We start from the raw sequence: 12,749 nt of genomic DNA, 5'->3' as shown, positions 1-12,749 counted from the left end.
CTAGAGACGCATCGGCATCACGACGTACATAGAATCTTCTTCGACGTGATTTTCGATCAGGGCACTGGAGTTACCATCGATCAACGTGATGCGCACGTCATCCGATGGCAGGTTGTTGAGCACGTCCAGGAGATAGCTGACGTTAAAGCCTATCTCCAGAGGAGTATTGTCATACTCGATATCGAGGATCTCTTCTGCCTCTTCCTGCTCAGGGTTGTTGGCAGTGATCTTAATCAGGTTCTGCTCCAGCTGAACACGTACACCACGGAACTTCTCGTTAGAGAGGATCGAGGCACGCAGCAACGCCTGCTTGAGCTGGTTGCGGCTGGCGATAACCACCTTGTCGCCACCCTTAGGCAGCACACGACGATAATCGGGGAAACGACCATCCACCAGCTTACTGGTAAATACGGCGCTCTGAGTCGTCGCACGAATGGCGTTTTCACCGATAGCTAGGGTCACATCGAGATCTTCACCTTCGAACAGACGTTGAAGTTCTAGCACGCCTTTACGCGGCACGATCACCTGCTTCTCCGGCAGGGAGTCTTCCACCATGCGGTGACTCAGAGCCAGACGATGACCGTCGGTGGCAATGGCGCGTAGCACATTGCCTTCGGTTTCCAGCAGCAAACCGTTCAGGTAATAGCGCACATCCTGGTTAGCCATGGAGAACTGAGTCGCATCGATCAGCGACTTCAGGGTGCCCTGCTTAAGGGTAAATTCGATATCGGCCTGAAAGGCATCGACATTGGGATACTCTTCGGCTGGCAGGGTCGCCAGGGTAAAGCGGCTGCGACCCGAGCGCAGCAAGAGGCGGTTGTCCTGTTGCTCTATCTTGAGTTCGACTTGATCGGGAAGGGACTTAACGATATCGAGAAATTTCTTTGCCGGTACTGTGGTGCGGCCCTCTTGAACCTCGCCCTGCAGCTCTGCCTGGCCGACTAATTCGACCTCTAAATCGGTACCGGTTAACTTGAGTGAGTGACCACTTACTTCAACTAAAAGGTTTGCCAGAATAGGTAAGTTATGTCGTCTCTCCACCGCTCCACTCACGAGTTGAAGCGGCTTTAATAGGGCATCCCTATCAATTGAAAATTTCATCAGTTTCAATTTCCCAGAGTTTATGAAGATAGCGTACGGATTAAGTTAGCATAATCTTCTTTAATGTCATGACTTTCTTCACGTAGCTGGGCAATTTTGCGACAGGCGTGTAGCACTGTCGTATGATCACGGCCACCAAAGGCATCGCCAATCTCGGGCAGACTCTGGTTAGTTAACTCTTTCGACAATGCCATCGCCATCTGTCTCGGCCTGGCGACGCTGCGTGAGCGGCGCTTCGACAGCATGTCGGCCATCTTGATCTTATAGTATTCAGCTACGGTTTTCTGAATATTGTCTATAGTGACCAATTTTTCCTGCAGAGCCAAGAGATCTCTTAGGGCTTCACGCACAAAGTCGATAGTGATCGGACGACCGGTAAAGTTGGCGTTGGCGATCACCCTGTTCAGCGCGCCTTCCAGTTCACGAACGTTAGATCTCAGACGCTTGGCAATAAAGAAGGCTACCTCGTCCGGCAGGTTAATGCCGCTCTCCTGGGCCTTACGCATCAGGATCGCCACGCGGGTCTCTAGCTCGGGCGGCTCGATGGCGACCGTCAGGCCCCAACCGAAACGGGACTTGAGGCGATCTTCCACCCCGTCGATCTCTTTAGGGTAGCGATCTGAGGTTAGGATCACCTGATGATTACCCTCTAACAGGGCGTTAAAGGTATGGAAGAACTCTTCCTGGGATCTGTCTTTGTTGGCAAAGAATTGAATATCATCGATAAACAGCGCGTCGACGCTACGGTAATAACGTTTAAACTCTTCGATCGCGTTGTTCTGCAGCGCCTTCACCATATCCTGCACGAAGCGCTCGGAATGCATGTAGACCACCTTGGCATCCGGATTGTTCTTGATGATGCCATTACCCACGGCGTGCAACAGGTGAGTCTTACCCAGACCGGTTCCGCCATAGAGGAACAAGGGGTTATAGGCACCACCCGGATTTTCAGACACCTGCAAGGCGGCCGCCTTACCCAGCTGGTTAGACTTACCCTCGACGAAGTTGTCGAACTGGTAGGTGGGGTTCATGTTACTTCTATGATTTGCCGTGGCCGCGGGTTCGTTGCTATTAAATGACGGCTTGCTTGGGGATTTGCTAGTCGTGGGTGCAACTGGGCTCTTGGTCGAGGCTGCCGGCGCCGCCGGTTTACTCGCAGCAGGGCGACTGCCGATGTCGAAACGCAGCTTAGGGGCATCGCTACCCATCTGTTCGGTAAAGAACTGATTGATGGTATTGAGATACTTATCTCTCACCCAATCGAGTACGAATCGATTCGGTGCATATAGCACTAGAGTTTCCCCATCCATTTCGGCTTGTAACGGTCTGATCCACATACTGAATTGCTGAGCGGAAAGCTCGTCCTGTAGTCGTCCGATACATTGCTGCCAAAGTGAAACCGCCACGTACTTATCCCCAAAAGATCAAACAAAAGAGGTGTATTCTATAGTGAGATCACTAGGATCGCTATCCTTTAAGTAGATTTATCCCCAGTAAGATCATCTTTATTTATTTACGCCGATCCAAAACGATCCTCGTCGATCAAAATAATCTGACAAAGCGGCAAACTCAGCTTTATTAAGCGATCCGGATCGATCTATAATTAGCGACCTTCGATCTGGCTAATGATCACTAGATCCACAAGATGTAGTGGCCATTCACAGAGTTATCCACACTAGATAGTGTATAAGGATGACTTGATGAGAAGATATAGAGGCAGAATTTACCCACTTGACGGTTTTGCATGTTGACGGGCTTAACTAAAGTGATTACAATTCGGCCTCTTTTTTGCCCTTACCTCTTTTATAGGGATAAGGTTTATTCACCTAACAAAGACGGATTGCCATAATGAGTAAACGTACTTTTCAACCTAGCAACCTGAAGCGCAAGCGTTCTCACGGCTTCCGCGCTCGTATGGCTACTGTTGGTGGCCGTAAGGTTATCGCACGTCGTCGTGCAAAAGGTCGCGCTCGTCTTTCTGCTTAATAAGTAGAAATGCAAGTGACCAGCTATACCTTTACGCGGGAGTTACGTCTGTTAACTCCCGCGCAATTCAAATCTGTATTCTCCAATCCCATCAAAGCTTCTTCAGCTGAAATAACCTTACTCGCCATCCCTAATGAGCTACAGCATCCTCGTATTGGATTAACTGTTGCAAAGCGTTATGTTAAGCGAGCCAATCAGCGCAATCGAGTTAAACGTATCATCCGCGACAGTTTTCGTTTGCACCAACACGAATTACCGCCGCTCGATATCGTCGTGCTCGTCAGAAACGGCGTGTTGGATATGGATAATGCAGCATTGCACAAACTGGTAGAGAAGTTATGGCGCAAGCTCAGTCGCCGTTACAATGGCTAGCCACTAAGCTGATCCGAGGCTACCAAATCTTTATCAGCCCTATACTGGGGCCAAAGTGCCGTTTTCACCCCACATGTTCCAATTACGCACTCGAAGCCATTCGATTGCACGGATTTGTGAAAGGGAGTTGGTTTGCAGGGAAACGCGTATTAAAATGTCACCCTTTACATCCGGGCGGTGAAGATCCCGTCCCTCCAAAAAATAACAGGTGTAATAAATAGGCTATGGAATCTCAACGCAATATATTGCTCATCGGTCTGCTCTTTGTCAGCTTTTTGCTGTGGCAGCAATGGCAAACAGACAAAAATCCGCAACCGGTTGCCACTGAATCTTCAGTTGTAGCTTCAACCGTCACTGATGCGCACAGTGCTGACGTTCCAGATGCCGACTCTGCTCTTCCCGAAGCAGTGACCGCCTCTAAAGAACTCATTAGCGTCACGACAGATCAGCTGAATCTAAAAATTAACCCTGTGGGTGGCGATATCGTCTACTCAGCACTGATGGGTCATAAGCTGGAGCAAGACAAGGAAGAGCCTTTCGTTCTGCTACAGCAAACCAAAGATATCTTCTACATCTCTCAGAGTGGTCTGATAGGCCGTAACGGCATCGACAGCAGCACCAAGGGCCGTGCCCACTTTAGCAGCCAATCTCAGGCCTACACCCTAGCCGATGGCCAGGATACTCTGGAGATCCCACTGAGCTATGTAGCCGATAACGGCGTGACCTACACTAAGGTGTTCACCCTGCATCGCGGCAAGTTCGATATCGACGTTGAATATCGCATCAACAACACTTCTGCCGAGCAGCTTCAGGTGCAGATGTATGGCCAGATCAAGCACAGCATCAAGAAAAGCGAAAGCAGCATGATGATGCCGACCTATCGTGGCGCCGCCTTCTCAACAGCGGATACCCGCTACGAGAAGTACAGCTTCGAAGATATGGCCGACAAGAACCTGGACAAGAAGACCCTAGGTGGTTGGGCAGCTATGCTGCAACACTACTTCGTGTCGGCCTGGGTACCACCAGCCAACGATCAAAACACCATCTTCTCTAGCGTAAGCGCCGGCGGCCTGGCCAATATCGGTTTCCGTGGTGCCGTGTATGATATCGCACCGGGTACAGAGCAGACTATCAGTGCCCAATTCTACGTAGGTCCTAAGGATCAAGAGGCCCTATCGGCCATCTCTGAATCCCTGAACCTGGTAGTCGATTACGGCTTCCTATGGTGGCTGGCTATCCCAATCCACTGGTTATTGATGTTCTATCAATCTTTCGTGGGTAACTGGGGTGTGGCTATTATCCTAATTACTCTGACCGTACGTGGTATGTTGTACCCGCTGACTAAGGCGCAATACACCTCTATGGCCAAGATGCGTAACCTGCAACCTAAGCTGCAGGACATGAAAGAGCGCTTCGGCGATGACCGTCAGAAGATGGGTCAGGCCATGATGGAGCTGTACAAGAAAGAGAAAGTAAACCCTATGGGTGGCTGTCTGCCTATCTTGCTACAGATGCCTATCTTCATCGCACTCTACTGGGTACTGCTGGAAAGCTACGAGCTGCGTCACGCGCCATTCATGCTATGGATCACCGACCTCTCGGTACAAGATCCATACTATGTACTGCCGCTACTGATGGGCGCTTCTATGTTCGCGATGCAGAAGATGCAACCTATGGCACCAACCATGGATCCTATGCAACAGAAGATGATGCAGTGGATGCCGGTTATCTTTACCGTCTTCTTCCTCTGGTTCCCAGCGGGTCTGGTTCTATACTGGTTGGTCGGTAACTTGGTAGCCATTACCCAGCAGAAGATCATCTATGCCGGTTTGGAGAAAAAAGGGTTAAAATAACCTCTAACTCCAACTAATGAAAAAGCGGTCGGATACTCGGTATTGACCGCTTTTTGCTTTTTAATGAAGACAGATTTCACTCCATCAGCGCAGGAAACACAGTAATGACGACAGATACTATCGTGGCACAAGCAACCGCACCAGGCCGCGGCGGCGTAGGTATCATCAGGGTCTCTGGCGACAAGGCCAGCGACGTAGCCATGGCCATACTCGGGCACCTGCCTAAGGTACGTTATGCCGACTACTGTGATTTCAAGGCGGCCGATGGCGCGGTGATCGACCAGGGCATCGCCCTCTACTTCAAGGGCCCCAACTCCTTCACCGGCGAGGATGTGCTCGAGCTACAGGGTCACGGCGGCCAGGTGGTGCTGGATATGCTGATCAAACGTGTCATGGATGTCGAAGGCGTACGTGTCGCCAAACCGGGTGAATTCAGCGAACAGGCCTTCATGAACGACAAACTGGATCTGACTCAGGCCGAGGCGATTGCCGACCTGATCGATGCCACCAGCGAACAGGCAGCCAAGAGCGCGCTCAACTCACTACAGGGTGAGTTCTCCACTCAGGTCCACGAGCTGGTGGATCAGGTCACCAACCTGCGTCTCTACGTGGAGGCGGCGATAGACTTTCCCGACGAGGAGGTGGACTTTCTCTCCGACGGTAAGATTGCCGCCTCACTTGGCAAGATCATCACTAAACTCGATTCGGTGCAGTCCAGTGCCAAGCAGGGTGCCATCATACGCGAAGGGATGAAGGTGGTGATCGCCGGTCGCCCCAACGCGGGCAAATCCAGCCTGCTCAACGCCCTCGCGGGTAAAGAGTCGGCTATCGTGACCGAAATTGCCGGTACCACCAGAGACGTGCTGCGCGAACATATCCATCTCGACGGCATGCCGCTACACATCATAGACACGGCGGGCCTGCGCGACACCACAGACACGGTAGAGCAGATAGGGATAGAACGCGCCTGGGCCGAGATAGATACCGCAGATCAAGTACTCTTCATGGTAGATGGCACTACCACAGACGCCGTCGATCCCCATGATATCTGGCCAGACTTTATCGATCGCCTGCCCAAAAACCTTGGGGTGACTGTGGTGCGTAACAAGGCAGATCTGACCGGCGAATCGTTAGCCGCCACCGACGAGCAGGGCCACAAGGTGTTTCGCCTGTCAGCCAAGACGGGCTCGGGCGTAGATGAACTCAAGGCGCACCTGAAGTCCCTGATGGGCTATCAGAGCAACCTAGAGGGCGGTTTCCTGGCCCGTCGTCGTCATCTAGAGGCGTTAGAGCTCGCCAGCAGTCACCTGGCACTGGGTCAGGAACAGTTAGAGGTCTATCAAGCGGGTGAGCTCCTGGCAGAGGAGCTACGCATGTGTCAACTGGCACTGTCGGAAATCACCGGAAAGTTCACCTCTGACGATCTGCTCGGCAAGATCTTCGGTTCATTCTGTATCGGTAAATAAGCATACTTATTGCACCATAGATGAGCGTTTTTCAAACAGTCATTTGTGGTGCATATCCTCTATAGCCTAAGGCTAGTGCCTTTAGCGAGATACATAGAGAATATTCAAACAAGCCAAGAAAGATCTCTGCGGGATCTTTCCTCATTTTGGTGCATAAACATCCAAGATGGCGATCGAATTAATCAACAGAGATATCAACAAGTAATTCACTTTGGGATCAAAATTGGTGCATAACTCATATCGAGTTGTAATTTATTGATTATATTTATTTTTTAGACTTGCTTGTTTTACAGGCTGCTAAATTTAGATCCCCTGAAGCGATCGAATCTAAAAAGTTATACTCAAAAGCATATCGTCAGTTTTGAATAAGATCTTTTGGGATCCCTCGACTAGTTGACCTCAACGACACGACTGGCTTTCTTATACTTTACCCGCCAGCCCTGCCAGCGCGGCAGTTCCCAGCGTTTGGGGCCCGATTTACGCTGACCGCCAATATACTCACACACCACCCATTTATTCTTTATCTGATAAGTGACACTCAGCTTGAGATCCGCAAGCGCCAATTGCATTGGATAAGCCTGATCGAAATCTTGCCTCAACCAATCGGGGATCCCCTCAAATTGAAGATCCTCAGCCTCGATGAGTTCGAGATCCTCTAACGTCTCCACTCCGAGACTTATCAGACGCTGCGCCAGAAACTCCTCCAATATAACTGAAACTGGTGCAAGCAGGTTAACTCCGCTGGCCTTAGCCTCCTCATAACCGCCAAGCTTGAGCCAGATATTCCAGGCAGCAATATCCTGCGTCAGACACTCTCCGAGACCGGGATACAATAAGCCTTCGACTATGCTATTGACCATGGATTGAATAGCATCCTGCGCCTTCACCTCCTCTCGGCGAACCTCGAGTATCCTGCCGCCATAGCGCCGCTCTATAAGCACCTGATTTGGACCGAGCTGCTCGGCAACAATGTCTTCCCCCAGACCCGCCTGCAGCATGAGATCAATGGTTATCGGCGCCATACAGAGCGCTAGGTTAATCGTCTGCTTCACCCCGCGACCGGCCGTCACATGTTGATCGAACACCACAGCGGCTATGGGCGCCTGCTTGTCATGACGCTCTAGGCCAAAACGAGATTCCCGGCCAACAAGCACTTCCCCTATGCCATTACCCATTGCCTGTTGGCGCTTGACCCGGCAGATATAGGCGAGTTCAGGCTGAGCACGCATCACTGAAAGCAACCAATGACGTCTGAGTTTAGAACAGGTCATCTCCAATTTGGGACGCATCGTTATCTGCAGTGCCCCACGGATCTGCCCGGCTAAACGCCTGGCCTCGGCAATTGCCTGATGATTGATATCAATAAGCGGGATCTCGTCAACTAGCTCATCACTCATGAGTAACTTAATCAGACAATAGGCATCACAACCAAAGGGCTCCCACTGGGATAGCCTATATAGGTTAGTTTCATCGGTCGGCAGACGGTAGAAACGCCCCGGCGTGGCCAAGGCGGCGGAAAGTGTGATCATCAAATCCAGGCAATCGGCATCGGGCATGACACTGATTAGATGGGCAAACTGGGTATCTATAGGAAGTGGAAACAAGCGTCGTCCATGGTCGGTGGCACAGCCCGCAGCATCCAATGCCCCCATGGCAGTTAACCTATCTGTCGCCAATTGCAGTGATTTTTCCGGCAGGGGATCGACAAAATCCAGCTGCGCCAACTGGGCGTCGGCACAGGCAGCAGCCAGCATGGGCTCAACCAACTCCTCTCTTTGCAACTCTGGTGGTGTAGTCGCCCGCAGCGGCGCCGCCTTTCCCCAGAGACGGATACAGATGCCCTCCTGTACGCGCCCGGCCCTGCCCATACGCTGGTCGCTACTAGCCTTAGAAATATGAGAAAGCGATAAGGCTGTACGGCCATTGCGCTGATGGGTGCGACGCTCCAAGCCTGAGTCGATCACCGCGGTCACCCCGGGAATGGTCAAGGAGGTCTCGGCAATATTGGTGGCAAATATGATTCTGCGATGCTCGCCCGTCTGCAGCACCTTAGCTTGATCCTGGGCATCTATGCCACCATGGAGTGACAACAGACTGATATGGGGATCGACTTGGGCAATCGGCGCGCGACAGGCTTGTATCGCCGATAAGATCTCCCCCTTGCCCGGGAGAAATACCAAGATATCACCCAGAGTCGACGCCAGCCCATGCTGCAACGCGGGGATCAGGCGCTGCGCTAACCCACGAATATCCGGCAGATGATGACTCTCTCTTGCCTGATAGGAGAGTTCCACGTGAAACTTCTTCCCCTCAGCCCTCAGACTGATGGCATTAACATCATTTTTATCAGATAGATAGTTGGCAACCACCTCCCCCGCCATGGTGGCCGAGGTGACGACGATCCGGTATCTTCTCTTGCCCTTAAGCAGAGCAAGCAGCAGATCGGTATCCCAGCGACGCTCGTGAAATTCGTCTATCATCACGGTGTCAAAGTCACCCAGACTCGCCATGTCGCCGGATAACCAGCGCAGTGCAATCCCAGGGGTAACGAAGGCAATCTGAGTATCAGAAGCGATCGTCGAGTCGAAACGTATGCCGTAGCCGACCTTAAGCGGCGTCTGGTGCTGTAGATAATCGGCCAACGCCAGGCAAGCCACCCGTCGAGGCTCCACCACCAAGACTCTGGGACGACGTCCCTGTTCATTCGTCTCGGCGCACCACAAGGGGAGTCGGGTAGACTTTCCCGAACCGGTATAGGATTCGATCACCAGATGATGGTCTGAATAGGCAGTCTTAAAGGCTTGATAAATAGCGTCGATAGGTAAGGCTGAGTCGGACATAGCACAAGATTATATGGGGTTTATGAGCATGATACTCTGGCGCGCAGAGAAAATGAAAAACCGACTTGCTTAACCATGAGTAATAAAGATTTAGCAATAACTAAAGTAGCTAATAACACACCTAGTTGGCAGAGCAGCTAGCCCGCCCAAGTCGCCCCAAGATGAGCACTGGCCGCCACTTCACGGCCGTAAAGCTTAGCTGCCAAACCACTCCAGCCTTTCATGCAAAGATCACTGTTAAATTCATTCGAACCCTGTACAATCCGCGCCTTGTTTGACCCTAGACGGCTTATTTGTATATACACCATGATAGATCTGGCACTGCTCCCCCTCTATTTAACCACAGTGATCGCCCTACTCCTGATCCCCGGTCCCGACATGTTATTGATCGCCAGTTCGAGTCTTAGCTATGGTAAAAAGGTTGGCGTCTATGCCAGTTTCGGTAACGCTACCTCGGGATTGATCTTGACCCTGCTGGCGGCACTGGGCGTATCGGCGCTGATCGCCCTCAATCCTGTTGCACTAAAGATATTAAGGGTCGCCGGTGGTCTCTACCTACTGAAGATGGGCTGGGACTGTATGCGCGCCGGACCGAGCCAGGCACCCGAGATCGCCGGACAAAATAAACTAGCCAGACAGCTCTATCGCCGCGCGGTGATCAGTAACCTATTAAACCCTAAGGCACTGATCTTCTTCGTGTTATTCTTACCTCAGTTTGTCTCCAGCCAATTAACCGCCAGCTCGGCGGAGCAGATGCTGGCCCTGGGGCTGCTGCTCAATATCATGGGGCTCAGCTTCAATCTCTTGCTGGTGGCTCTGGTCGGCAGCCTGGGCAAGAAGCTGCTCAACAACGAGAAGTTCAGAGCCAATCAAAACAAATTCATGGGGCTGATCTTCTTCGTGTTGGCCATCTGGCTGCTCGCCTCACAACTTCAGAGTGTCGGCTAAGGCCATTTACACAGACATTCGCTTAGCCGCTTACCCGCATACCATAGTCCACTAGTGTCTCCCGATAGAGGGCGAGTAACTGCTTGTCCTCCACCGCAACGCCTATACGCTGGGACGGCTTATCCTGCCACTCGTCGTGAGGATAGAGACGTCCATCGAACTTTTGTATAGTGTGGCCTTCTGCAGGTCCATCCGTTACCACTCGAACCGGGCCGTCTCGCAGGGTAAACAGGCTCTTATCGATCACATAGGCTATGGCCGACGGATCGTGTACATGGCAGCCTTCCAGCCCCAGTTTCTGGGAGTAAAACTTAAGATAGAACCGACTTATCTTCCAGATGAACTGGCCCGGTTCGCCTGCGGCCTCACGCAGCTCATCGAGGTACTGGCGGGTGAAGAAGCTCTGTTGGGTCACGTCTAAACCTATTATGGTCACAGGCCAACGCGCCGTGAACACCAGATCTGCCGCGTGGGGATCGTCATGAATATTAGCCTCGGCATAAGGGGTCACATTGCCTCTATGCCCGTTGACACCGAAGGCGCCTCCCATAACCACCACCTCTTTCACCAGATCGACTATATCCGGCGCCGCCTTGAGGGCTAGAGCCAAGTTAGTCAGCGGCCCAACGGCCACCAGCGTGATCTCACCGGGCTGTGCCCGCACGCTATCGATTATGTACTGATAAGCGGGCCTAGGGTCCGCTTGAAACTCCTCGATCGAGGGAGCATGAAAATCGCCGAAGCCTGTCTCACCGTGAACTATGGTTGTGGGTCCAACCGGAGGCCTCACCAAGGGACCGTCGGCCCCCTTAACCACATCCGCCGTTAGCGAATATTTCTGTTTTAAAAACAGCGCATTTGCCGTCGCATTCTCTATGGTGGCATTACCATAAACACAGGTGATAGCCTCGAGCGAGATACCTGGGTGCGCCTCGGCAAACAGTATGGCCATCGCATCGTCTATACCAGGATCCGTATCTAATATAATTTTCTGTACCATGAACTTCACTTCCTCAACAGACGTATAAATTGCCACAAGCTTAGCTTTCTCCCGGTTAAACTAACGTGACCCAGCTTTTAGCTCACTAAAGTCACCCTGGGTATCATCTATAATACAGGGATAAAAATAGCAAAGCCCTACACTTGGACGCCAAAAATTGGGCTCCAAATAGCGCCTTTATCCCAACAGATTAAGACATCAAATCATGCTAGATAAAAGCCGACTGAGTCGTTTCAAGAACCCTATAGATCCCCAGCAGGAGATCGCCAAATTTGACGCGCTTGCCAAGGAATGGCGCGATCCACATGGCAAATTTAAACATGTGCTCGCCTTCAATCAGACCCGGCTCATGGCCATAGAAGAGCAGATCGCCCGTCATTTTGATCGCGATCTCACCCAGGATGTCCCCTTCGAAGGCCTATCGCTATTAGACATAGGCTGCGGCGTCGGCCTACTGTGCGAGCCTTTAGCCAGCCAGGGCGCGCGGGTCACGGGCATAGACGCCAGCGAACATAACATCACCCTGGCACGCCGCCATGCCAACAGTTGGTCGATCCCCATTGATTATCGCCACAGCTTAGCGGACGATCTTTCAAGGGATCGGTCACTATATGATGTGATCTTAAACACCGAAGTGATCGAGCATGTAGAAGATCAGGCGGCGCTGGTAGCCAGCTGTTGTGATCTGCTAAAACCAGGTGGCCTCTTGGTTATGGCGACCCTCAATCGCACCCTGAGCTCCTATATAATAGGTATTGTGGGCGCCGAGTACATCATGCGCTATCTTCCCATTGGTACCCACGACTGGCACCATTTCGTCACGCCACAAGAGCTAGACGATATGCTCAGGCCTCAAGGCTTATCGACCTTAACCACAGAGGGAATGCGTTTTAATCCCTTGACCCAAAATTGGAAGATCACCGCCAATACCTCGGTAAACTATCTCCTCTATGCCAGCAAGCCGGCAAACGACACCTTAGAAGCCTAACTTTGCATGATAGAGGCAGTGCACACTTACCGACATAAGCCAGCAATACGCTAGGCCCAGTCAATGACCCCTCCTTGGTTATACGTCTCAACGCTATGAATTCGATAAGCAGAGAAGACCAGCGCCGGCAATTGGCTTATGATGGCAGCAATCCCAAAACAGGCAGCATAGCCTGTCTAACAAGACTAACTGTTT

The 12,749-nt window shown here is 51.7% G+C and carries 11 protein-coding genes; 7 read left to right on the top strand and 4 right to left on the bottom strand.

The features are described 5' to 3' along the window. A complete protein-coding gene (gene dnaN / locus GNT65_RS09390) occupies positions 1-1,101 on the bottom strand; it encodes a DNA polymerase III subunit beta (protein WP_160795555.1) in 1,101 nt (366 codons plus the stop codon). A gap of 20 nt (positions 1,102-1,121) precedes the next feature. Then, on the bottom strand, positions 1,122-2,507 hold the full coding sequence (dnaA, locus tag GNT65_RS09385; RefSeq protein ID WP_160795553.1) for a chromosomal replication initiator protein DnaA: 1,386 nt from the start codon (positions 2,505-2,507) through the stop codon (positions 1,122-1,124). A gap of 442 nt (positions 2,508-2,949) precedes the next feature. Here dnaA and rpmH point away from each other — a divergent pair, with 442 nt between their 5' ends. The 5 genes from rpmH to mnmE all read left to right on the top strand — a co-directional run bounded on the left by rpmH (position 2,950) and on the right by mnmE (position 6,778). Then, positions 2,950-3,087, top strand: coding sequence for a 50S ribosomal protein L34 (rpmH, locus tag GNT65_RS09380; RefSeq protein WP_011867659.1), 138 nt, complete (start codon positions 2,950-2,952; stop codon positions 3,085-3,087). A 15-nt stretch (positions 3,088-3,102) separates the two neighbouring features. After that, positions 3,103-3,459, top strand: a complete 357-nt coding sequence (gene rnpA, locus GNT65_RS09375; RefSeq protein WP_239869585.1) for a ribonuclease P protein component — start codon at positions 3,103-3,105, stop codon at positions 3,457-3,459. Next, a complete protein-coding gene (yidD, locus tag GNT65_RS09370; protein ID WP_011867657.1) occupies positions 3,426-3,680 on the top strand; it encodes a membrane protein insertion efficiency factor YidD in 255 nt (84 codons plus the stop codon). Before rnpA ends, yidD begins: the two co-directional genes overlap by 34 nt. A gap of 3 nt (positions 3,681-3,683) precedes the next feature. Further along, complete coding sequence (yidC, locus tag GNT65_RS09365; protein ID WP_160795549.1) at positions 3,684-5,312, top strand: membrane protein insertase YidC; 1,629 nt, start codon at positions 3,684-3,686, stop codon at positions 5,310-5,312. 104 nt (positions 5,313-5,416) lie between these two features. After that, on the top strand, positions 5,417-6,778 hold the full coding sequence (mnmE, locus tag GNT65_RS09360; protein WP_160795547.1) for a tRNA uridine-5-carboxymethylaminomethyl(34) synthesis GTPase MnmE: 1,362 nt from the start codon (positions 5,417-5,419) through the stop codon (positions 6,776-6,778). A 389-nt stretch (positions 6,779-7,167) separates the two neighbouring features. Here the strand turns inward: mnmE and GNT65_RS09355 are convergent, their stop codons facing one another. Then, positions 7,168-9,618, bottom strand: a complete 2,451-nt coding sequence (locus tag GNT65_RS09355) for a helicase-related protein (protein ID WP_160795545.1) — start codon at positions 9,616-9,618, stop codon at positions 7,168-7,170. A gap of 306 nt (positions 9,619-9,924) precedes the next feature. On the opposite strand from GNT65_RS09355, the gene GNT65_RS09350 reads away from it, so the two are divergent. Beyond that, entirely contained in the window at positions 9,925-10,566 is a 642-nt protein-coding gene (locus tag GNT65_RS09350; protein WP_160795543.1) for a LysE family translocator, read from the top strand. A 22-nt stretch (positions 10,567-10,588) separates the two neighbouring features. Here the strand turns inward: GNT65_RS09350 and GNT65_RS09345 are convergent, their stop codons facing one another. Then, entirely contained in the window at positions 10,589-11,566 is a 978-nt protein-coding gene (locus tag GNT65_RS09345) for a nucleoside hydrolase (protein WP_160795541.1), read from the bottom strand. 205 nt (positions 11,567-11,771) lie between these two features. Between GNT65_RS09345 and ubiG the strand changes: the two genes are divergently transcribed. Next, positions 11,772-12,554 carry a bifunctional 2-polyprenyl-6-hydroxyphenol methylase/3-demethylubiquinol 3-O-methyltransferase UbiG gene (gene ubiG, locus GNT65_RS09340; protein ID WP_160795539.1) on the top strand — a complete coding sequence of 261 codons (783 nt, stop codon included), beginning with the start codon at positions 11,772-11,774 and terminating at the stop codon, positions 12,552-12,554. The last annotated feature ends 195 nt before the right edge of the window (positions 12,555-12,749 follow it).

The sequence above is a fragment of the Shewanella insulae genome (genome assembly GCF_009831655.1).
Lineage (GTDB): Bacteria > Pseudomonadota > Gammaproteobacteria > Enterobacterales > Shewanellaceae > Shewanella > Shewanella insulae.
The sequence above is the reverse complement of the archived record's forward strand: the minus strand, read 5'-3'. Positions and strand labels throughout refer to the sequence as shown.